The following is a 19,556-nucleotide window of genomic DNA, read 5'->3' as shown; positions in this document are numbered from 1 at the left end:
CTTATGTTCTTGCGCCACGTTATTGTTTTCAGTTTTATCGCCTTGCTCGCCGGTTGCGCGGGCACAGGCAGCCGTGAATCCGTTGAAGGCCAGGGCAACCCGGCGCAATGGCAACAACACAAGGACCAGCTCAGCAGCATCGATGGCTGGCAGATCGAAGGCAAAGTCGGGGTGCGCGCGCCGAAAGACTCCGGCAGCGGCACGTTGTTCTGGCTGCAACGCCAGGATTACTACGACATTCGTTTGTCTGGCCCGCTGGGCCGCGGCGCTGCGCGCCTGACCGGTCGGCCTGGGCAGGTGAGCCTTGAAGTGGCCAACCAGGGCCGCTATGAAGCGCCCACCCCGGAAGCGTTGCTGGAAGAACAGATTGGCTGGAAGTTGCCGGTCTCGCACCTGGTGTGGTGGGTACGTGGTTTGCCCGCGCCCGACAGTAAAAGTCGCCTGAGCCTCAACGGCGACAGCCGCCTGGCCACCCTGGAGCAGGATGGCTGGCAGGTTGAATACTTAAGCTACGTGCAGCAAAGCGGTTACTGGCTGCCCGAGCGCATCAAGCTGCACGGCACTGACCTGGATGTGACGCTGGTGATCAAGGACTGGCAACCGCGCAAGCTGGGGCAATAACGTGAACGCAGACCGCCTGACCCTGCCCGCCCCGGCCAAACTCAATTTGATGCTGCACATTCTGGGTCGCCGCGAAGACGGCTACCACGAGTTGCAGACGCTGTTTCAATTTCTCGACTACGGCGATGAACTGACCTTCGCCGTACGCGACGATGGCGTGATTCAGTTGCATACAGCCTTTGAAGGTGTGCCCCACGACAGCAACCTGATTGTGAAGGCCGCAAAAAAACTTCAAGAGCAATCAGGTTGCCCGCTCGGCATCGACCTCTGGATCAATAAAGTTTTGCCCATGGGCGGCGGCATTGGTGGCGGCAGCTCAAACGCCGCAACCACGCTGCTGGGTCTTAATCATTTGTGGAAGCTCGGCTGGAGCCCTGATCGCTTGGCGGCGCTGGGCCTGACACTGGGCGCCGACGTGCCGGTTTTCGTGCACGGGCACGCCGCTTTTGCTGAGGGTGTGGGCGAAAAACTCACCCCGGAATACCCCGAAGAGCCGTGGTATGTCGTGCTTGTTCCGCAAGTATCTGTAAGTACAGCAGAAATTTTTTCAGATCCACTGTTGACACGTAACTCTCCTCCCATTAAAGTGCGCCCCGTTCCCAAGGGAAACAGTCGAAATGACTGCTTGCCGGTTGTAGCAAGGCGTTATCCAGAGGTACGTAACGCTTTGAATTTGTTAGGTAAATTTACCGAAGCAAAATTAACCGGCACTGGAAGTTGTGTGTTTGGGGGCTTCCCAAGCAAAGCTGAAGCTGATAAAGTCTCGGCCCTTCTTACAGAGACCCTTACAGGGTTTGTAGCAAAGGGAAGCAACATTTCGATGTTGCATCGCACGCTGCAAAATCTGCTCTAAAAGGAACCGAGTGTTAGGCACTCGTTGCAACAGATACAGGGGCGTCGCCAAGCGGTAAGGCAGCAGGTTTTGATCCTGCCATGCGTTGGTTCGAATCCAGCCGCCCCTGCCATTTTCTAATACTCATCCAGGTTACCCTCAGCCTCTAGGTACTGCGCGTGTCCAAGATGATGGTCTTTACGGGGAACGCCAACCCCGATCTGGCTCGACGTGTCGTACGTCAGCTGCATATCCCTCTCGGTGACATCTCTGTCGGCAAATTTTCCGACGGCGAAATTACAGCCGAGATCAATGAAAACGTCCGCGGTAAAGATGTCTTCATTATTCAGCCGACCTGCGCTCCGACCAACGACAACCTGATGGAACTCGTCGTGATGGCTGATGCCTTCCGCCGCTCCTCAGCGACTCGAATCACAGCTGTAATCCCTTACTTTGGTTATGCCCGTCAGGATCGCCGTCCGCGTTCCGCACGTGTGGCTATCAGCGCGAAAGTCGTCGCTGACATGCTGACCGTGGTAGGCATCGACCGTGTTCTCACGGTTGACCTGCACGCTGACCAAATTCAGGGTTTCTTCGATATTCCAGTGGATAACATCTACGGCTCCCCGGTATTGGTGGATGACATTGAAGATCAGCGCTTTGAAAACCTGATGATCGTGTCCCCGGACATTGGTGGCGTCGTGCGTGCACGTGCCGTTGCCAAATCCCTGGGCGTGGACCTCGGGATCATCGACAAACGCCGTGAAAAAGCCAATCACTCTGAAGTGATGCATATCATCGGTGATGTCGAAGGGCGTACCTGTATTCTGGTTGATGACATGGTCGACACCGCCGGCACGCTGTGCCACGCGGCAAAAGCCTTGAAAGAGCACGGTGCCGCTAAAGTCTTCGCCTACTGCACACACCCTGTGCTGTCGGGCCGAGCGATCGAGAACATCGAGAACTCCATGCTGGATGAACTGGTGGTGACTAACACCATCCCGTTGTCCGCTGCTGCTCAAGCCTGTTCGCGTATCCGCCAACTGGATATTGCGCCGGTAGTTGCCGAGGCGGTTCGCCGCATCAGCAATGAAGAATCGATCAGCGCGATGTTCCGCTAAGGGTCAAACCTTCGGAACCTCTCACTGACGAAAAGCGCCCCGCCCCAGCATTCTGCCGGGGCGGGGCTTTTTTGCCCATATCGCCTTTAGCGCTGGTCGCAAACGCTGGGGCGAATGTGGTTATTTTGGAGATACAACATGAACGATTTTACTCTGAATGCTGAACTGCGTTCCGACCTGGGGAAAGGTGCGAGCCGCCGCCTGCGTCGTCTCGCAAGCCTGGTTCCAGCTGTAGTTTACGGTGGCGAAAAAGCCCCTGAATCCATCAGCATGCTGGCTAAAGAAGTTGCCAAACTGCTCGAAAACGATGCTGCCTACAGCCACGTTATCGAACTGAACGTTGGCGGCAAAAAGCAGAACGTCATCATCAAAGCTCTGCAACGTCACCCATCCAAGGGCCACGTTTTGCACGCTGACTTCATCCGTGTCGTAGCGGGCCAGAAACTGACCGCAATCGTGCCTGTGCACTTTGTTGGTGAAGAAGCTCCGATCAAGAAAGGTGGCGTTGTTTCCCACACGACTACCGAGATCGAAGTAAGCTGCCTGCCGAAAGATCTGCCTGAGTTCATCGAAGTCGACCTGTCGGCTGCTGAAATCGGCACCATCATTCACCTGTCCGACCTCAAAGCCCCTAAAGGCGTTGAGTTCGTAGCACTGGCTCACAACGACGACAAGGCTGTTGCCAACGTCCACGCGCCACGTGTTGTAGCTGAAGATGAAGAAGGCGAAACCGCTGCAGAGTAATGCTCTCTGCAACGTCGGAGCTTGAGGCAACATCGCGGACCGAAACGTAGCGAGAAAGCGGGCGATAACGCGAAGTTTATCTCTGGATAAGTGAGCTCCTGTCGTCCACTTTCGCCGCACAACGGTTGCGGCGATGTTACCCACAACTCCAAAGGAAGGGCCCCTGTCGTGACCGCCATTAAACTGATCGTTGGCCTGGGAAATCCAGGCGCCGAATACGAACAGACCCGGCATAACGCGGGGGCCTTTTTTGTTGAGCGCATCGCCCACGCCCAAGGTGTGAACCTGGTGGCCGATCGCAAATATTTTGGCCTGACCGGGCGCTTCTCGCATCAGGGTCAGGATGTTCGTCTACTGATTCCCACCACCTACATGAACCGCAGCGGCCAGTCTGTCGCGGCGCTTGCGGGTTTCTTCCGGATCAAACCCGAAGAAATCCTGGTGGCCCATGACGAACTGGACCTGCCACCCGGCGTTGCCAAGCTCAAGCTGGGCGGCGGGCATGGCGGGCACAATGGCCTGCGCGACATCATCGCGCAGTTGGGCAATCAGAATAATTTTTACCGTCTGCGGCTTGGCATTGGCCACCCAGGCGTTGCCAGTATGGTTTCAAATTTCGTCCTGGGTCGTGCGCCACGCGCCGAACAGGAAAAACTCGATGCCAGCATCGACTTTGCCCTCGGCGTGCTGCCGGATATCTTCGCCGGTGAATGGAACCGTGCGATGAAAAACCTGCACAGCCAGAAGGCCTGACTTTTACCGAGGGGAAACACCATGGGATTCAATTGCGGCATCGTCGGCCTGCCCAACGTCGGCAAATCCACCCTGTTCAACGCCCTGACCAAGTCCGGTATTGCGGCGGAGAACTTCCCCTTCTGCACCATCGAACCGAACAGCGGCATCGTGGCCATGCCGGACCCGCGCTTGCAAGCCCTGGCGGCCATCGTCAACCCCAAGCGCGTGCTGCCGACCACCATGGAATTCGTCGACATCGCAGGCCTGGTGGCGGGCGCGTCGAAAGGCGAAGGCCTGGGCAACAAGTTCCTGGCCAACATCCGTGAAACCGATGCCATCGCCCATGTGGTCCGCTGCTTTGAAGACGAGAACGTGATTCACGTCTCCAACAGCGTCGACCCGAAACGCGACATCGAGATCATCGACCTGGAGCTGATTTTCGCCGACCTCGACAGCTGCGAAAAGCAACTGCAGAAAGTTGCGCGTAACGCCAAGGGTGGTGACAAGGACGCCGTGGTCCAAAAAGGCCTGCTGGAGCAATTGATCGCTCACTTCACCGTCGGCAAACCGGCGCGCAGCCTGATGAAGAGCATGAGCGCCGACGAAAAAGCGGTGGTCAAAGGCTTCCATCTGCTGACCACCAAGCCGGTGATGTACATCGCCAACGTCGCTGAAGACGGCTTCGAGAACAACCCGCTGCTCGACGTGGTCAAGGCCATCGCCGACGAAGAAGGCGCGATTGTGGTGCCGGTGTGCAACAAGATCGAAGCAGAAATCGCCGAGCTCGATGATGGCGAAGAGAAAGACATGTTCCTTGAGGCCTTGGGCCTGGAAGAGCCTGGCTTGAACCGTGTGATCCGCGCAGGCTACGAAATGCTGCACCTGCAGACTTACTTCACCGCCGGTGCCGAAGAAGTCCGCGCCTGGACCGTCAAAGTCGGCGCCACCGCCCCACAGGCCGCTGGCGTGATCCACACCGACTTCGAAAAAGGCTTCATCCGCGCCGAAGTGATCGCCTACGACGACTTCATCCAGTACAAAGGTGAGGCTGGCACCAAGGAAGCCGGTAAATGGCGCCTGGAAGGCAAGGAATACATCGTCAAGGATGGCGACGTGATGCACTTCCGTTTCAACGTGTAAGCATTACTGGCGGCTTTGGCCGCCCACAAAAAAGCCGATGCAGTGCATCGGCTTTTTTGTGGGCGAGTGATTAACCCCAGGCCTTTTTAACCTGAAAAACAATTGAGCCGCATTAACCTCCCAACACATCTAACTTCTCCTACATCATTCGCGCAAGTTCCTACTTTTAAAATAGAACAAAAAATCTATAATTTCCATTCCGCTGACCGGTGCCTGCTGACCGCTGCCTAACTAGTACACCGTGATAATGGAGCACCCATGCGATGTCGGACTCCTACAATAGGGACATTGAAACGGCCCCCTCACTTATTGAGGGTCCAGACATTGAAAATACACTTAATAGCACCGCGTCACTTAATATAGACATCCTGTTACTGGGCGAAACCGGTACGGGCAAGGATACCTTGGCCCAGCGGGTTCATCGTTTGTCGAGACGGCGCGGCAGCTTCATTGCGGTCAATTGTGCCGCCATCCCGGACAGCCTCGCAGAAAGCCAATTGTTCGGCGTCAACAGCGGCGCCTTTACCGGGGCAATGCAGTCGCGGGCAGGCTTTGTTGAGGCGGCTCATCTGGGCACCCTGTACCTTGATGAGATCGACAGCATGCCCTTGAACCTGCAGGCCAAATTGCTTCGGGTGCTGGAGTCGCGTGGCGTTGAAAGGCTTGGTTCAACCCGCTTCATCCCGGTCGATATGCGGGTTATTGCTTCCGCCCAGCAGTCACTGGACCAAATGGTCGAGCAAGGCACCTTCCGGCGCGACCTGTATTTTCGACTGAATGTGGTCAGCCTCCAACTCCCGGCCCTGCGCGACCAACGAGAAAGGATCATCCCCTTGTTCCTGGAGATGGTCCAACAAGAGGCGGACCTTTTCAAATGCCCTGCTCCAACCCCGCCCGGTGAGTTATTGCAACAGTTGCTGTGCCACGCCTGGCTGGGCAACGTGCGCGAACTGCGCTCGACCGCCAAACGGTTCGTACTGGGATTACCCGCGCTTTCGCTGCCCCTGAGCAACCAGCACGACGGCGAAATGAGCCTGAAGGCACGCTTGCAACAAATTGAAAAAGCCCTGATTGAAGAATCACTGCGCCGCAACGACCATTCAGTCGATAGCGCAGCGATTGAGTTGGGCGTCGCCAAACGCACGCTCTATTACCGCATGAAGCAACTCGAAATATAACCGGCAGCGTGCGACAGCTGAAACTTTCCTCTGGCGTGCAACTCCAGCGTTACTCCAAAAGGCAACACGAAGCAATAATTTACATAGATACCTATAAAGTTTGGAACGCTTTGTTTGTCATCCGCCACTTATAAAGCGAGTGATTTCACAGCCACTCAACACCCCACGATAGCCACTGTTCGCTATCAGACTTTATTTAAAATCGTATAGGTGATTTATGTCCTCAATCTCAGGTTTGGGTAGCTCCAGCGCAGGTAACCAGGCGCAACTGGATGCCATCAACGCTGATAAAGAAAAGAAAGTAGTCGACGAGGCCAAAAAGACTGCTGAACAAGAACTGACTACCGCAAAAGCCGGCCGCATTAAATCTTTGCGATTCGCCTAAGCCAGACCAACCTCCTCAGCCCATCAGGTTGAGGAGGTTTTCAGCGTCACCCCGCGTACAACAATCGACACGTTCGATGGAGATTCATATGTACATCGCAACCCCAGGGCTCGCAGAAACCAGAAACACCAGCACCCAGGCCGATGCCTTTGGCGCGATCAACCGGGCGGCGGACATCAGTTTTTTCAACGCCCAACTAGGCAACCCCGAACAGCCCGGCAAAGGCGTCGCGCCCGCCATGGCATCGCCTCCCGTGTCCTGGGGCTCTACTGAGTCGGACACGTTATCCAGGCGCGTGTCCAAAGGGTTCAGGGATTCTAGCCAGAACAAAAATACCAAGGATGCGAACGAGTTCGCCCAATCGCTCGCCGAGGCGCATATCGACATCATGTCACGGGTCAAGGTAATCAGCGCACTCACAAAAGGCATCGATAAAATTTCAAGCATGGGGTAGTTGCATGTACCGCCGTCTAATCAGCCTATTATTTATCTCAACGACCTTAATACTCACGGGCTGTGGCGACAGCGTAGAGCTGCATCGCAATATTTCCGAGCCGGAAGCCAACGAAGTCATCGCGGAACTGGCGGACAAACAAATCCGTGCACAGAAGATACCGGGCAAAGATGGCGTCGCTGTTCGGGTCAAGGCCAGTGACATCAGTCGCGCGGTTCGTACTCTGGACGCTGCGGGGCTGCCCAGACTGGCCCGCTCAACCTTGGGCGATATTTTTCGCAAAGAGGGCGTCATCTCCACCCCGCTGGAAGAGCGCGCACGTTATATCTACGCGCTTTCCCAGGAACTTGAATCGACCCTGTCCAACATCGACGGCGTGATCGTCGCACGTGTGCATGTGGTGCTGCCTGAACGAATAGCGCCAGGCGAGCCGGTGCAGCCGGCGTCGGCGTCTGTATTCATCAAGCATGACCCGCGACTGGAACCTGACAAGATCAATCCGCGAGTGCGCAGGATGGTCGCCAGCAGCATCCCCGGAATGGCTTCGGCGGTAGACAATACTGCCAAACTGACCGTGGTGTTCGTACCCGCCACGGCCTATATAGAGCAGCAAAAACTTATCCATCTCGGACCATTTCTGGTACCGGAGCAAGACGTCGGGTTCTGGCGCATGAGCATTTTCGCGCCGCTGGTTGCGTTGATTCTGGGCGGTATTGCCTGGCAAGTCTGGCGCCGCAGGCAAACGCGCGCCTCTGCAGCAACGCCTGCCGCAGCCGACGCTGATGAGTGAAGACCTCAGTTGGGCAAGATGGTGGGCCTTCCCCTGGGAGAATGCCCACGTCGACTGGCTCACACAAACCGGCTTTGTAGAGACAACGGCGCTTTCACGCAGCCATCATGGCCGGGTCAGCAGCATGTTCGAGATCGCCCCCGAGCTTCCCCCGCCGACCTCGGCGGCCTTGCTGAAACTGGTGCTGAGTCGCGCGCAACAACAGGAACTCGTACTCGAACTCGTCAATGAGGTGTACAACGCGCCCCCCGGCAGCCAGTTGAATCAAGAACAGCTTCTTTGGTGCCAGCGCTTGGCCAAGGCGCTTCCAACAGGCCCAACACCGGTGGCTGTCGGCGACCCCTTGCACTACCTGCGGGCCTGGGTGCCCCCCGTTATCTGGCAACGGCTGCGTTTGAGCTTTGCTCGCCCAAGGGTGCTTGAGTTGGAGCAAAAACCCAAGCTGGCGGACACGCATGGCCGGCTGGACACCCTGTGGCAAGCCACTATTTGGCGCGCAACCTCTACCCCTGTCGATGATGCCCTGCGCGCCCCCCGCGAGAATTCCAATCATGTTTTGCGCCCGCAAGATTGAGCTGCACACCCTCACTCACGACCTGCCGACGGCCCTGATTCCCAAGGAAATGCTTGCTGATTACACCCAGGCCCGTCAAATGCTGGAACTCGCCGAAACCCAAGCGCAGGCGCTCATACACCAAGCCGAAGAGCGTTGCGAGAGCCTGTTGCAAACTGCCCGTGAGGCGTTCTGGGAGCGCGCCAATGCCCAACTGCAAAGCTGGGAGTCGGAGCGACTGGCGATGTTCGATGAGTTGGAGCATGCCGCCACCTGCGTCGTTAACACGGCAATTCGAAGCATCCTGGAGGAGACCGTACCCGCCCAGCGCCTCGCCGCATTGCTCAATAAATTACTGGCGGCCCAACTGCCGGCGGTCGAGGCGAACTTACTGTGCAACCCGCTGGACCGCGAACTTGTAGAGCAATGGCTTAGCTCCCACTGCGCAGTGCCGTGGACGCTTCGCGTTGAAAACGGGCTGGCCACGCAGTCCCTGGTGCTTGAAACAGAAGATGGCGGGTTTCACATCAATTGGACCGATGCCATCAATATGCTCGTGGCGGTCCCACCCACGACCAAAATCAAGTGACAACTTAGCTCAATAAAAACCTATCTTTTTTAAAAAAACTGGTCGCCGATGGAACTGGTCATTCACCAGGCGCCACACAGGCAATAGAACCCCATTGGAGATACAAGCGATGAATGCTGACGCACGCGTACTCAGTAATCTCTACCGGCAGCAAATTCGCTCCGAAAAAAACCTCGACCAAATCAGTGCCGATATTCCAAACATCGAACGCAGCGAAGACACAACGATGTTCCTGGAGTTTCTGAATGAGGAGAAGTCCAGGCTGGTCAACAATTTTGCGGTGAGTTCGACCTACCTCAGCTACAAACACGAAACGGTTAAATCCGCCATCAATGTCGTCTAGTGACTGGCAGCAAACGTTGACGGACTGTTTGAGTGGCCACCAACAGACGGTTCTGCTGTTTGAACAGGATGATGAGGTCAACGTGCAGTGCGACGAACAACGCGTCGTGCTGCGTGCTCAACTGACCCCTGCAGACCTCGAATTTCCGCTGCAATCCTGGTGCCTTCTCGGCCAGTCCAGCCTGGCGCATTTCCAGGGCGCACTGGCCTTGGCACCCGCCACAGGCCACCTCTGGCTGGTGCAATGCCTGCCTAGGCAATGCAGCCAAAAACACCTGTTGAAATCCCTTGAAGTGCTTCTCAACCAACGTGACACCTGGCGCAGCGTAACGGCGCGCCTGAGAAAGGCCGGGCGCAAGTTCCAGCCCACTTCATTACGTCAGCTGCCGCACTGAAACAGAGACCCTGTCATGCCTAGCAAGATCAACAAGCACACCCGCTTGCGTTTAAACGCGCCCGCGGCGTTGGTAAAACGCGCGCCCTGGCGTTGCCTGCTCGCCTTGCCCTTACTGTTGGCGCCGCTGCACAGCAGCCTTGCCGCGATCCCCCCAGAATGGAAAAACACCGCCTACGCCTATGAGGCCAATCATAAGCCGCTGCGAGATGTACTCGAGGACTTCGCTCAGACCTTTGGCACACAACTGCAAGTCGACGGCCTGCTGGACGGGACGGTCAATGGCAAGATACGCGCGAATACTCCGCAGTCGTTGCTCGACAGGCTTGGGGTGGAACACCGCTTCCAGTGGTACTTGTACAACAACACCCTGTATATCAGCACCCTGGACCTGCAAGAGTCCGCGCGCCTGGAGGTCTCTTCCGAGACCGTCGCCGACCTCAAGCGCGCGCTGACCGACATCGGCCTGCTCGACAGCCGTTTCGGCTGGGGTGAGCTGCCCGATGACGGGGTGGTGCTGGTGTCTGGCCCCAAGCGCTATATCGACCAGATCAAGCAGTTCAGCAGCCAGCGCAAATCACCTGACGAAAAGCAGAGCGTGCTCAGTTACCCACTGAAATTCGCCAACGCCGGCGATCGCCAGATCGATTATCGCGGTGAAAAAATAACCATTCCAGGCGTCGCGAGCATGCTGCGCGGGTTGTTGGAACCGCGCTCACCCAGCACCCTCTCAAGCATGAGCCAAAACCGCTCATCCGCCTCCCAGCCCTCTCCCATCACACCGAATTTCCCGCGGTTGAGCAACCCGATGTTGGGGCAGATGCTTGGCCAGACAGCCAACCAGGGGCCGTTGGAAACGGGCGCAAGCCTCAGCCCGCGAGCACCGGTGTCTATGGGCCGAATTCGCGTCGAAGCCGATGTGCGCAATAACGCCGTACTGATTTATGACCTGCCGGAGCGGCACGCGATGTATCGAGAGCTGCTTACCCAGCTCGATGTGGCACGCAAAATGGTGGAAATCGACGCGATTATTCTCGATATAGAACGCACTGAACTGCGTGAATTCGGGGTCAACTGGGGCAACAGTCGCTTTAGCAGCGACGTGCGAATCGCACCGGGCAGTTCATCGCAATTGTCGATCGGAAACCGTGACCGTTTTTTTGCCAAGATACGCGCACTGGAACAACGCGGCCTCGCAACCATGGTATCTAACCCCTCGGTGCTCACCCTGGAAAACCAGCCGTCGGTGATTGACTTCAACCGCACCCAATACCTGACGGCGGGCACAGAAGTCGCGACCGTTCTGCCCATCACTGTCGGCACCAGCCTGCAAGTGGTGCCCCGGGTGATTACCACCCGTGGCACTCATCAAGTTCACCTCATGGTGGATATTGAAGACGGTAACTTCGACGAGTCCAACCCGGATCGCCTGGGCCTCGACGTACGCCGTGGCAATGTCAGTACTCAGGCCGTCATGGCGGAAAGCCGCTCGCTGGTGGTCGGTGGGTTCCATGTCACCGAGAGCACCGACAAGCGCAACAAGATTCCACTGCTCGGGGATATACCGCTGCTGGGCAAGGCATTGTTTTCATCCACCGAACGCAAGAACAATCGCCGCGAACGCTTGTTTATCCTGACCCCGCGCGTGATCGGCGACCAAGCCGACCCTTCACGCTATTTGCCGCAGGAAGATCAGCTGGAGCTACAGGCCGCACTCAAACCACTGGCCAGGCGTTATGCCGAACACCAACCGGTCATCAAACGCAGTGACATCACCAGCACCCTGGCTCATCTGGTGACCGGGCAAATTCCTCCGGCATTCAAGATGGCAGCGATGCCATTGGGTCTTGAGACCTTGTGCAACACACGCGAAATACTCGCCATGAACACCGAACGCAGCCAGTGGTATGCCGGCCCGCAGTTCAATGTGGCGGTGGTGGTGGTGCGTAATCAGATCAAGCGCAATGTGCGCGTCGACGAGAAGGAATGCAGCAACTCGCAAACCCTGGCGGTGACGGTGTGGCCGCGCGCCTGGCTCAAACCGGGTGAAGAAGCCGAGGTATTTATCGCCATGCGTCCGGTGGTAAAGGATGAACACATCGGCGTGCCCCGCCCCTCCTTGATCACTCCAGCTCAGAAGGCTACGCCATGAAACACCGCGTGTTGTGCGTCACCCTGATCAGCGCAGTAATGCTCGTCGCCGGCTGCACCCCCACGTGCAAGGGTGACTCCTGCTCACGCCCACAATCGAGCAAAAATACCATGGTGATCTGGTGGCCGCCGCAAACGCGGGTCGAGCCAGGCCCCTCCGGGGAGCGAGCGGACTACCAGACGATATCCCTGGAACAATGAGTCTTCCAGAAGCGTTCAACGATCAACGTCGGGTGTTTCTGGACAACCTGGTGAGCGGCACTGCCGCTCACCTGTCCCTCGCTCACGGGGTCAACGTGCACGCACTGCACGCGGGCAAGTGCTCGGGGCTGGCCTTGAACATCGCGCGTGAACGGTTACACACCGGGCAGTTGCAGCGCGTGCTTGAGCGACGCTTCGAGCAGGCCTTGCTGTTCGACGGCAGTTTTATCTACCTCGACGCCCAGGGCAGCCTGGTGATATGGCAGGCGCTGCCGGCATCGCACGCGGCGCTCGACAAGACGCTAAGCCGCATGCTTTCGCTGGCAGGTCTTGAAACCCTGGACGTACGCGCAAGGCGCTGATCAGCGCAACTCAAGCGCCGGCAACTCCAGGGTTTCGCGCTTGGCATCATCATCCAGCTCGCGCAAGGTGCGATAGATCAGCGCCACAGCCTGCAAGGTCTCACGCGGGATACCGGCGCCCAGCGCGTGCGTGTACAGCGTGCGGGCCAGCCATACACACTGAATCACCGGCACCTGCGCCGCCTTCGCCTGCTCGATCAATTGGCGCGCCTCGGCGTCCGTGCCTTTGCTGACCAGCATGGGCAGCGGCGTCTCACCGGGGCGGTAATACAGCGCGACGGCAAAGTGCGTCGGGTTGATCACCAGCATGTCGGACTCTTCCAGCTTGGGCAGCTTGACCTTTGGTTCTTCCTGGGACAATTGCTGCGCCAACGCACGGCGCTGGCCCTTCACATGCGGGTCGCCTTCCATGTCTTTGTACTCTTTGACGACCTCGACCTGGGTCATGCGCATGCGCTTGGCGAAGAAGTGCTTTTGCATCGCCAGGTCAATCAGCGCCAGCACCAGCAACAGCCCAAGGCAGGCATGCAACAAGTGGCGGAACAGGGCGATCAGCGCCAGAACATAGGTTTGCAAATCACTGGTGGCCAGGTTGATCAGTGCGTTCAACGCAGGCTTGATCACCACGTACAACACCACGCCCAGGAGCACCGCCTTGGTCACGCTCATCAACAGATTCGTTATTGATTGGACGGAAAACATCTGCTTGAGCTGCTTGAGCGGGTTGAGGCGATTGAAGTCGAGCTTCAAGGTGTCCGGGGCCAACAGAAACCCGATCTGCATCCAACTGCTGATCAGCTTCATCATGATTGCGACGCCAACCATCAACAGCGCGAACGCGAAAAACACCAGCATGCCTTCAAACAGCACCGTTTCCAGGGCGTGTACGAAGGGCTGGCTCATGCTCGACATGGGCAACACCATCAGTTGCTGGAAGCGTTGCATACTGGTTTCGGCCGTAAACAAAGCAATCTCACTGATCGCCGTCAGCACCATTAATTTGCCCACGTCCTGGCTTTGCGAGACCTGGCCTTTTTTGCGTTGATCGCGCAGCTTCTTGGCGGAAGCCGGGTGCTTTTTTTCGCCCGAGTCACTCATGGCGTCGAGACCTCGAACATCAACCCCAATGAGTGTTTAAGGTCGCTCAACAGGCTCAAGCGCCCGACCATCAGGTCCTGAAGCAAGGCAAAGTACAGCAGCAAAATACCAATGCCCGCCAGCGACTTGAGCGGTGGCGCCAGCGTACTCACCTGCAATTGCTGGCTGTAGACGCCCAGTAGCGCGACACCGAACTCCAGAAACAACAGCACGGCAATAAAGGGCGCGGCGTAAAGCATCATGTGAGAAAAAGTGTCGCCAATGATGCCCACGAAAATACTGAAGCCATTGATTGCCGGCAGCGGTATCCAGGCCGTCGCCGGCCAGATCACGTAACTGTCCCAGATCACTTGGGTCAGCACGCTCAGGCCCAGAAAAGCGATCAGCAAGTAAATCACCAATTGTTTGAACAGGTGCCCGATGGGCGTCGCGTCCGGCCCCAATGACGGGTTGAGTTGGCCACCCGCCAAGGCGCCACGCTGGTTATCCAGAAGCGCGCCGACTGACTCGAACATCCAGAACGGCATGGCCAACAATACGCCCAGCAATAAGCCCAGTGCCGCTTCCTTGAACATCAGCCCGGTTATCATCAGCGCGGAGTAGTCCTGGGCTACCAGTACCGCATGGATACCTGGCGCCGGGATCAAGGCCATGACCATCACGATGACGTGCCTGGGCATGCCGCGTAAATGTTGGAAACAGAACGCCGGCACCAGAATGGCACAAGGATAAATGCGCGCCATGGCAATCAGCAGGCTCGGCAATAACTCAAGATAAGGCAGCACGTGCAGGCCCTCAGTTCAGCGCCGAACGGGCAATCATGTCGAACATCAGGTTGATCAGTTGAATCAACTCCACGCCGATCCAGCGCCCCGTCAAGATCAGGGTGATGCCCACCGCAACCAGCTTGATGCCAAAGGGCAGTGTCTGGTCCTGTATCTGCATCAGGGCTTGAACCAGGGACGTCAGCACGCCGACGATTACCGCCACGATCAGCGGCGGTGCCGACAATACGACGACCAGCAGCATGCCCTGTTTGAACAGTACGATCGGTTCCATAAGGCACTCAGAGATAAGAGAGGAAAAGGCTGTCGAGCAACCGCGACCATCCGGAGACCATGACGAACAAGAGCAGTTTTAGCGGCAGGGAAATGGTCATCGGCGAGACCATTTGCATACCGAGGGCCAAGAGCAGGTTGGAGACAATCAAATCAATGACGATGAACGGAATGTAGATCAGAAAGCCGATTTCGAACCCCGCCTGCAACTGCGACAGCACAAAGGCCGGGATCAACAGGATCAGGTCATCGCGCTGGGTGCTTTGCGCCATTTCAGGCGGCCACATACGCGCGCTGTTTTCCTGCAGGTGGGTCAACACGTCCGGGTCGGTGTTGCGTTTCATGAACGCGCGCAGCGGCTGTATGGCCCCAAGCCCGGTCTCTTGCAGCGTTTGCACACTGCTCATGTCCAGCGGCGACACCTTGAGCTGCTGGGCAATCTGGTAACCCACCGGCGCCATGATAAACAGCGTCGCCGCCAGTGCGATTCCGTTGATCGCCATGCTCGGCGGCACTTGCTGAACGCCGATCGCGTTGCGCGTGATCATCAGCACAATGACGATCTTCAAGAACGCCGTGCAGATGATCAACAGCATCGGCATCAACGACATTGCCCCGAAGAACAGCGCCAGGATTACCGGGTCGATGCCCTGAAATATCATCGGGAGAAAACCACGCGAGACATTTGCAGGCCGAGTCGGCCATCCACTTCCACCAACTGCCCCTGACCAATAGGCCGTTCACCGTAATACAAGCCAGCCATGCCGGGGGCATAGCCAGTGATACCCAACACCGCACCGGGCACCAGGTTGCGCAGCTCGCCAAGGGTCAGGCTCATCAGGCCGCAGCGCACGGTCAGCGCCATGCTCAACTCATCGAAGGGCTCCTGGCCGAACGCATCCACCACCGGGTGATCAAGCTCAGGCCCTGGGTATTCTTCTATTACAAAATCTTCGTCCACGGAGGTTTCCTCGATCGAAATAAGGTTCAGGCACAACGGCCCGGATTCATCGTCAATGCGCCCTTGCAGACGATGGTTGGCGATACGCAAATGGCCATGGCCCTGCGCGTCGAAAAAAGGCTGTTCAAGCATCACTACATCGCCGGCACGCAAACCGCGCAGTTGCTCGACGTGCAGGCTCAAGCGGCCCAAGGTCACGACGATTGCCAACGGAAACGACAGCGGTAACGGGCCGGCCGTACGCTGCCACGGGCCGGCCGCGCACATCGCCAACAACGTCTGGGGCGCCATCCACACGTAACCTGCGACCCTGGAGGCGCCCAGCGTCACGGTTAAGCGACATCCAAAGCCCAGCTTTGTGGGGGCCGGCAGCAATCGCAGGTAACCGAACAGCGCTAACAACTGCGGGCTCAAGTGATGCAGAAACAGCTCCCAGAACCAGGACGTCGGGGAGTTGCTGGCCTCTGCCAGGGTGACCGGGCATTCGCCCATCAGGCTGAACATCGGCCCGGGTTCGGCGAATGCCAGCACACCGATGGCGCTCTCGAAACACATAGGTTTTGCGTTCGCGGGAGCACGGCCGGGCTCAAGCAACAATTCGCCCGGCTGATCCGCAACCTGGAACGGCATGCGTAAACCGCGCCCCAACCGCTGTAACGCGGCAACCCTTCCGGCATCGACCAATGGCAAGGTTAAAACTGACATGATCATGCTGGGTTCGCGTGCCTGATATGAACGTCGACAGGCTGCCCCAAAGCCTCGGTCAGCGTGTCCTGGCAGCGTTTGTGCTGACGGTTGAGCCACTGCGCGGTGCGCTCTTCTTCAGCCTCCAGCTCGACGCTCCAGGTGCCGGGTTCCTTACGCACACTGGCGTTGATTCGCCCAAGCCGCGGCAGGTAAAGCGCCACCAGCAAGGGCCATTGCGCGGCGCCGTGGATTCGCGCCGTCAGTTGCCCGGCCAACGCCTCAAGCATCACCCGATCAGGTGACGCCATCAGGCCAGGCAACGTGGAAACGTAACCGCCTTGATCATCACTTTTAGCAAACAGTTGGACAAACAAGCGCCTTTGTTCCAGGGACGCCGGCGCCCCACTGCCCACTTCAGCGTCTTCCCATGGCTCGCGCACACGGGGCCGTTCAGACTTGCTCACAGGCACCTGCTTCATGTTTCTTCCTGTACGAGTAGACGGGATAATTCCAAAAGCTTTTCAACTTCGCGCAAACGTTGGGTGACCTGCCTCTGCACACCGTCGATGTGGATCACTTGCTGCTCCTGCTGGCCATGTAACTCATGCAACTGCGCTTCTTCGCGCTGCGTACTGGCGCACAACGAGCGCTCCTGGGTGTTCCACGAGTTGAGCTGCTTGAACGAGATCACTTGCCCTTGGTGCTGGCTCAATAACTGCGCGCCCTCCTGGGCCTCCTGCAGACGAGTTTGCTCAAGGGCTTGCTGCGCCTGCTCAACTTGCAACTGCAACGCGCGCTGATGCCTTTTAGCCTCACCCAACGCGCGCTCAGCGCGGTCTGCCCGGTGTTTGCGCAGACGCCGCAGCGTTTCCAACTCAGAAAGGAACATGCGCGGTCAGCTCCATCAGTTGATCCAGGGTCGCCTGCATCGGCGCGGGTTCACGCAAGTCCTGGCGCAGAAAACCATCCACCGCCTGCCGGCTGTCTACCGCCATGTCGGTCAGGGCGTCACTGCCAGGCTGGTACTCGCCCAACTTGAGCATCAGCTCGATCTGCTGGTACGCCGACAACAGGCGCCGCAGTGCCGTACCGGCCTGGATATGCTCAGGCGTGGCGACGTTGCTTAGAATTCGTGAAAGGCTGCCCAGTACATCAACCGCCGGGTAGTGACCGCGCTCGGCCAGCTTGCGCGACAGCACAATATGGCCGTCGAGCAACGAGCGAACCTCGTCGGCCACCGGGTCATTCATGGAGTCCTGTTCGATCAGTACGGTGTAGATCGCGGTGATCACGCCGTCGCGGGTCAAACCGGCGCGCTCGACCAAACGCGGCAACAAGCTATACACCGAAGGCGGCAAGCCGCCGCGCCCCAGCGGTTCACCGGCGGCCAAGCCAATTTCGCGCTGAGCGCGGGCGAAACGGGTCAAGGAATCGATCAGCAGCAACACCCGCTTGCCCTTGCGTCGATAACCTTCAGCCAGTGCCGTGGCGGTGAAGGCCGCGCGGGCGCGCTCCATGCTTGAGCGGTCGGACGTCGCGCAGACCAGCACTGCCTTGGCGCGCAACTGATCATCCAGCTCATGGTCGAGGAACTCGCGCAGTTCGCGGCCACGCTCGCCGATCAGGCCGAACACAATCACATCGCAATCAACGTTTCGGGCGATCTCCGCCAGCAAGGTGGTCTTGCCACAGCCGGCACCGGCAAACAGGCCCACGCGCTGGCCCTCGGCCAACGTCAACAGGCCATCAATCGAGCGCACGCCGGTGGCCAGTGCGCGATTAATCCTCGGCCGCTCGGTCGGCAACGGTGCCTCACACAACACCATGCTCGCGTCCGGGCCGTCGGCCTCCACGAAGGCACTCGGGCCGTCGCCCGCAATCGGCCGCCCGAAACCATCCAGCACCTGGCCCAACAACTCATCACTGACGCGCACCCGATGCGACACCCCCAGACGCTGCACGCTGGCGCCCACACGGATGCCTTCAAGGTTGCCCAGGGCGCTGAGCACGGCGTCCTGCTGATCGAAACCGATGATCTCCGCCAGCATGTAATCGTCGCTGGTTTTTTCAACCCGGCACAGGTCACCGATACGCGCGCTGGGCAGGCGGCATTGCAACAGCATGCCGTTGACGCGCTGGACTCGACCGCGCATCGTCACCGGCATAATGCTCGCCAGCGACTGGGCCTGGCGTTGCTGCCAGGCAGCCAGACGTGCTTGCAGGTCCTCGCTCACCAGCGCACCTCATATCGCCGCGCACCATCGAAGACCACTTTGCTGTTGTCGATCAGCACCAGGCGTATGCCATCCACTTCATCACCTACAAACAATCGGCTACCCTCTTCCAGAACCACGTGGCCGTTCGGTCCACCCACGATCTGTACAATTTTGAACGGCAATACGCCGTCGTTTACGCGCACACGGCTGATCACCGGCACGGCGCTGTCAAACTGTTCGCCGAAGCGGTTGAGCATGCGCGTTACCAGTTCAACGTCGTCTTGGGAAACGTCGCCGTTGAGCGCGACCTGACCATTGATCACTTGCAAGCTGACCCGTTGGGCCAACTCCCGCTCACTGAGCATCTTTAACAACTGCTGGCGCACTTCAGACGGCGAGATCAGTTCGTGCTTGGTCGCCACGGCCGGCATTAACGAGGCTTGGGCCTCACGCTCCCCGGTGGAGGTCAGGCCCACCAACACGAGGATGGCCACCACCACCAGCGCCACGCTGATCAGACGCTTTTGCTGCGAGTGCGTGATCGACGATAAGCGCAGCGCGCCCGGCGCCTCACGCGGCAGAGCCCGTGGCGCAACGGCAGGCGCATCAACCGGAGCCGGCGCCTGGGGCCAGGGCTGATCGGCCAGGGTGACGCAGAGTTGGATCGCCCCCACCGAAAACGGCACGTTCAGCGCCAAGCTCGCGATCTGGGCCAGCACTTGCCCCTCGGCACCTTGCAACAGCCCGGCTTCGGCCTGCACTGACCAGTTCGAGTCAACCAGACGCAACCGCGCATGGTGCTCGGCGATGCCCGGATCATTCAGCATCAAGTCAGCGTCAGGGTGCGCACCGATGCTCCACTGCTCACCAAAAAGCGGCAGCGCAGCCCCTTGATGCAGGCCGCTCAGCACTCTCAACTCAAACATCATCGAGCACTCCCGTAG

Annotated in this window: 26 protein-coding genes and 1 tRNA gene; 18 read left to right on the top strand and 9 right to left on the bottom strand. The window is 58.3% G+C overall.

Annotated elements, in window-relative coordinates; translation table 11 throughout:
• Nucleotides 1-3 precede the first annotated feature (3 nt).
• From lolB to ACOZK9_RS04180, 18 genes are all read left to right on the top strand, one after another.
• Nucleotides 4-621: a lipoprotein insertase outer membrane protein LolB gene (gene lolB, locus ACOZK9_RS04265; RefSeq protein WP_058411440.1), complete on the top strand. Its 618-nt coding sequence runs from the start codon at nucleotides 4-6 to the stop codon at nucleotides 619-621.
• A gap of 49 nt (nucleotides 622-670) precedes the next feature.
• A complete protein-coding gene (gene ispE / locus ACOZK9_RS04260; protein WP_259642704.1) occupies nucleotides 671-1,474 on the top strand; it encodes a 4-(cytidine 5'-diphospho)-2-C-methyl-D-erythritol kinase in 804 nt (267 codons plus the stop codon).
• Between the two features lie 37 nt (nucleotides 1,475-1,511).
• Nucleotides 1,512-1,586 (top strand) — tRNA-Gln (locus tag ACOZK9_RS04255).
• A 46-nt stretch (nucleotides 1,587-1,632) separates the two neighbouring features.
• Complete coding sequence (locus ACOZK9_RS04250) at nucleotides 1,633-2,574, top strand: ribose-phosphate pyrophosphokinase (RefSeq protein WP_003208392.1); 942 nt, start codon at nucleotides 1,633-1,635, stop codon at nucleotides 2,572-2,574.
• A gap of 138 nt (nucleotides 2,575-2,712) precedes the next feature.
• Nucleotides 2,713-3,318, top strand: a complete 606-nt coding sequence (locus tag ACOZK9_RS04245; RefSeq protein WP_058411442.1) for a 50S ribosomal protein L25/general stress protein Ctc — start codon at nucleotides 2,713-2,715, stop codon at nucleotides 3,316-3,318.
• 168 nt (nucleotides 3,319-3,486) lie between these two features.
• Nucleotides 3,487-4,071: an aminoacyl-tRNA hydrolase gene (pth, locus tag ACOZK9_RS04240; RefSeq protein ID WP_058411443.1), complete on the top strand. Its 585-nt coding sequence runs from the start codon at nucleotides 3,487-3,489 to the stop codon at nucleotides 4,069-4,071.
• 21 nt (nucleotides 4,072-4,092) lie between these two features.
• Nucleotides 4,093-5,193, top strand: coding sequence for a redox-regulated ATPase YchF (ychF, locus tag ACOZK9_RS04235; RefSeq protein WP_421555337.1), 1,101 nt, complete (start codon nucleotides 4,093-4,095; stop codon nucleotides 5,191-5,193).
• 263 nt (nucleotides 5,194-5,456) lie between these two features.
• A complete protein-coding gene (locus ACOZK9_RS04230) occupies nucleotides 5,457-6,371 on the top strand; it encodes a sigma 54-interacting transcriptional regulator (protein WP_058411456.1) in 915 nt (304 codons plus the stop codon).
• Between the two features lie 217 nt (nucleotides 6,372-6,588).
• Nucleotides 6,589-6,756, top strand: a complete 168-nt coding sequence (locus tag ACOZK9_RS04225; protein ID WP_161936687.1) for a hypothetical protein — start codon at nucleotides 6,589-6,591, stop codon at nucleotides 6,754-6,756.
• An 88-nt stretch (nucleotides 6,757-6,844) separates the two neighbouring features.
• Nucleotides 6,845-7,210 carry a hypothetical protein gene (locus ACOZK9_RS04220; RefSeq protein ID WP_172979333.1) on the top strand — a complete coding sequence of 122 codons (366 nt, stop codon included), beginning with the start codon at nucleotides 6,845-6,847 and terminating at the stop codon, nucleotides 7,208-7,210.
• A 4-nt stretch (nucleotides 7,211-7,214) separates the two neighbouring features.
• On the top strand, nucleotides 7,215-8,000 hold the full coding sequence (gene sctJ, locus ACOZK9_RS04215; protein ID WP_058411457.1) for a type III secretion system inner membrane ring lipoprotein SctJ: 786 nt from the start codon (nucleotides 7,215-7,217) through the stop codon (nucleotides 7,998-8,000).
• Nucleotides 7,993-8,574, top strand: a complete 582-nt coding sequence (locus tag ACOZK9_RS04210; protein ID WP_082648970.1) for a type III secretion protein — start codon at nucleotides 7,993-7,995, stop codon at nucleotides 8,572-8,574. Before sctJ ends, ACOZK9_RS04210 begins: the two co-directional genes overlap by 8 nt.
• On the top strand, nucleotides 8,552-9,142 hold the full coding sequence (gene sctL, locus ACOZK9_RS04205) for a type III secretion system stator protein SctL (RefSeq protein WP_152745890.1): 591 nt from the start codon (nucleotides 8,552-8,554) through the stop codon (nucleotides 9,140-9,142). Before ACOZK9_RS04210 ends, sctL begins: the two co-directional genes overlap by 23 nt.
• A gap of 109 nt (nucleotides 9,143-9,251) precedes the next feature.
• Nucleotides 9,252-9,485, top strand: coding sequence for a hypothetical protein (locus ACOZK9_RS04200; RefSeq protein ID WP_058411460.1), 234 nt, complete (start codon nucleotides 9,252-9,254; stop codon nucleotides 9,483-9,485).
• Between the two features lie 28 nt (nucleotides 9,486-9,513).
• The gene (locus ACOZK9_RS04195) at nucleotides 9,514-9,879 is read left to right on the top strand and encodes a type III secretion system chaperone (RefSeq protein ID WP_147468888.1); all 366 of its coding nucleotides are present in this window, start codon (nucleotides 9,514-9,516) and stop codon (nucleotides 9,877-9,879) included.
• A 15-nt stretch (nucleotides 9,880-9,894) separates the two neighbouring features.
• Complete coding sequence (gene sctC, locus ACOZK9_RS04190; protein ID WP_058411462.1) at nucleotides 9,895-12,030, top strand: type III secretion system outer membrane ring subunit SctC; 2,136 nt, start codon at nucleotides 9,895-9,897, stop codon at nucleotides 12,028-12,030.
• Entirely contained in the window at nucleotides 12,027-12,230 is a 204-nt protein-coding gene (hrpT, locus tag ACOZK9_RS04185) for an HrpT family type III secretion system protein (RefSeq protein ID WP_122249515.1), read from the top strand. The genes sctC and hrpT overlap by 4 nt, the downstream gene beginning before the upstream one ends.
• Nucleotides 12,227-12,592, top strand: coding sequence for a transcriptional regulator (locus ACOZK9_RS04180; RefSeq protein ID WP_122249514.1), 366 nt, complete (start codon nucleotides 12,227-12,229; stop codon nucleotides 12,590-12,592). The genes hrpT and ACOZK9_RS04180 overlap by 4 nt, the downstream gene beginning before the upstream one ends.
• Here ACOZK9_RS04180 and sctU read toward each other — a convergent pair whose 3' ends face one another.
• The 9 genes from sctU to ACOZK9_RS04135 are packed head-to-tail and all read right to left on the bottom strand — an operon-like array spanning nucleotide 12,593 to nucleotide 19,538.
• Complete coding sequence (gene sctU / locus ACOZK9_RS04175) at nucleotides 12,593-13,690, bottom strand: type III secretion system export apparatus subunit SctU (RefSeq protein WP_421555336.1); 1,098 nt, start codon at nucleotides 13,688-13,690, stop codon at nucleotides 12,593-12,595. It abuts the gene before it with no gap.
• Nucleotides 13,687-14,475 carry a type III secretion system export apparatus subunit SctT gene (gene sctT, locus ACOZK9_RS04170; RefSeq protein ID WP_058411466.1) on the bottom strand — a complete coding sequence of 263 codons (789 nt, stop codon included), beginning with the start codon at nucleotides 14,473-14,475 and terminating at the stop codon, nucleotides 13,687-13,689. Before sctT ends, sctU begins: the two co-directional genes overlap by 4 nt.
• A 10-nt stretch (nucleotides 14,476-14,485) precedes the next feature.
• Nucleotides 14,486-14,749, bottom strand: a complete 264-nt coding sequence (sctS, locus tag ACOZK9_RS04165; protein WP_058411467.1) for a type III secretion system export apparatus subunit SctS — start codon at nucleotides 14,747-14,749, stop codon at nucleotides 14,486-14,488.
• A 7-nt stretch (nucleotides 14,750-14,756) separates the two neighbouring features.
• The gene (gene sctR, locus ACOZK9_RS04160) at nucleotides 14,757-15,410 is read right to left on the bottom strand and encodes a type III secretion system export apparatus subunit SctR (protein ID WP_058411468.1); all 654 of its coding nucleotides are present in this window, start codon (nucleotides 15,408-15,410) and stop codon (nucleotides 14,757-14,759) included.
• Complete coding sequence (locus tag ACOZK9_RS04155; protein WP_058411469.1) at nucleotides 15,407-16,420, bottom strand: FliM/FliN family flagellar motor switch protein; 1,014 nt, start codon at nucleotides 16,418-16,420, stop codon at nucleotides 15,407-15,409. The genes sctR and ACOZK9_RS04155 overlap by 4 nt, the downstream gene beginning before the upstream one ends.
• On the bottom strand, nucleotides 16,417-16,875 hold the full coding sequence (locus tag ACOZK9_RS04150) for a type III secretion system HrpP C-terminal domain-containing protein (protein ID WP_421555335.1): 459 nt from the start codon (nucleotides 16,873-16,875) through the stop codon (nucleotides 16,417-16,419). The genes ACOZK9_RS04155 and ACOZK9_RS04150 overlap by 4 nt, the downstream gene beginning before the upstream one ends.
• Complete coding sequence (sctO, locus tag ACOZK9_RS04145; RefSeq protein ID WP_058411471.1) at nucleotides 16,872-17,285, bottom strand: type III secretion system stalk subunit SctO; 414 nt, start codon at nucleotides 17,283-17,285, stop codon at nucleotides 16,872-16,874. The genes ACOZK9_RS04150 and sctO overlap by 4 nt, the downstream gene beginning before the upstream one ends.
• Entirely contained in the window at nucleotides 17,272-18,630 is a 1,359-nt protein-coding gene (locus ACOZK9_RS04140; RefSeq protein WP_058411472.1) for a FliI/YscN family ATPase, read from the bottom strand. Before ACOZK9_RS04140 ends, sctO begins: the two co-directional genes overlap by 14 nt.
• Nucleotides 18,627-19,538 carry an FHA domain-containing protein gene (locus ACOZK9_RS04135; RefSeq protein ID WP_183141058.1) on the bottom strand — a complete coding sequence of 304 codons (912 nt, stop codon included), beginning with the start codon at nucleotides 19,536-19,538 and terminating at the stop codon, nucleotides 18,627-18,629. Before ACOZK9_RS04135 ends, ACOZK9_RS04140 begins: the two co-directional genes overlap by 4 nt.
• Nucleotides 19,539-19,556 lie beyond the last annotated feature (18 nt).

It is taken from the genome of Pseudomonas kitaguniensis (assembly GCF_049199985.1).
GTDB classification, from domain to species: Bacteria; Pseudomonadota; Gammaproteobacteria; order Pseudomonadales; family Pseudomonadaceae; genus Aquipseudomonas; species Aquipseudomonas kitaguniensis.
Note: the sequence above shows the minus strand (reverse complement) of the source record. Positions and strands in the feature narration are given on the sequence as shown.

Coding starts and splice junctions, on each gene's coding strand:
- ispE (WP_259642704.1), top strand. CDS start 671: ATGCTGCACATTCTGGGTCGCCGCGAAGACGGCTACCACGAGTTGCAG.
- ACOZK9_RS04200 (WP_058411460.1), top strand. CDS start 9,252: ATGAATGCTGACGCACGCGTACTCAGTAATCTCTACCGGCAGCAAATT.
- ACOZK9_RS04150 (WP_421555335.1), bottom strand. CDS start 16,875: ATGAAGCAGGTGCCTGTGAGCAAGTCTGAACGGCCCCGTGTGCGCGAG.
- ACOZK9_RS04245 (WP_058411442.1), top strand. CDS start 2,713: ATGAACGATTTTACTCTGAATGCTGAACTGCGTTCCGACCTGGGGAAA.
- ACOZK9_RS04155 (WP_058411469.1), bottom strand. CDS start 16,420: ATGATCATGTCAGTTTTAACCTTGCCATTGGTCGATGCCGGAAGGGTT.
- ychF (WP_421555337.1), top strand. CDS start 4,093: ATGGGATTCAATTGCGGCATCGTCGGCCTGCCCAACGTCGGCAAATCC.
- sctR (WP_058411468.1), bottom strand. CDS start 15,410: ATGATATTTCAGGGCATCGACCCGGTAATCCTGGCGCTGTTCTTCGGG.
- ACOZK9_RS04220 (WP_172979333.1), top strand. CDS start 6,845: ATGTACATCGCAACCCCAGGGCTCGCAGAAACCAGAAACACCAGCACC.
- sctO (WP_058411471.1), bottom strand. CDS start 17,285: ATGTTCCTTTCTGAGTTGGAAACGCTGCGGCGTCTGCGCAAACACCGG.
- lolB (WP_058411440.1), top strand. CDS start 4: ATGTTCTTGCGCCACGTTATTGTTTTCAGTTTTATCGCCTTGCTCGCC.
- sctJ (WP_058411457.1), top strand. CDS start 7,215: ATGTACCGCCGTCTAATCAGCCTATTATTTATCTCAACGACCTTAATA.
- ACOZK9_RS04230 (WP_058411456.1), top strand. CDS start 5,457: ATGTCGGACTCCTACAATAGGGACATTGAAACGGCCCCCTCACTTATT.
- hrpT (WP_122249515.1), top strand. CDS start 12,027: ATGAAACACCGCGTGTTGTGCGTCACCCTGATCAGCGCAGTAATGCTC.
- ACOZK9_RS04135 (WP_183141058.1), bottom strand. CDS start 19,538: ATGTTTGAGTTGAGAGTGCTGAGCGGCCTGCATCAAGGGGCTGCGCTG.
- sctC (WP_058411462.1), top strand. CDS start 9,895: ATGCCTAGCAAGATCAACAAGCACACCCGCTTGCGTTTAAACGCGCCC.
- ACOZK9_RS04225 (WP_161936687.1), top strand. CDS start 6,589: ATGTCCTCAATCTCAGGTTTGGGTAGCTCCAGCGCAGGTAACCAGGCG.
- ACOZK9_RS04210 (WP_082648970.1), top strand. CDS start 7,993: ATGAGTGAAGACCTCAGTTGGGCAAGATGGTGGGCCTTCCCCTGGGAG.
- sctU (WP_421555336.1), bottom strand. CDS start 13,690: ATGAGTGACTCGGGCGAAAAAAAGCACCCGGCTTCCGCCAAGAAGCTG.
- sctS (WP_058411467.1), bottom strand. CDS start 14,749: ATGGAACCGATCGTACTGTTCAAACAGGGCATGCTGCTGGTCGTCGTA.
- ACOZK9_RS04180 (WP_122249514.1), top strand. CDS start 12,227: ATGAGTCTTCCAGAAGCGTTCAACGATCAACGTCGGGTGTTTCTGGAC.
- sctL (WP_152745890.1), top strand. CDS start 8,552: ATGTTTTGCGCCCGCAAGATTGAGCTGCACACCCTCACTCACGACCTG.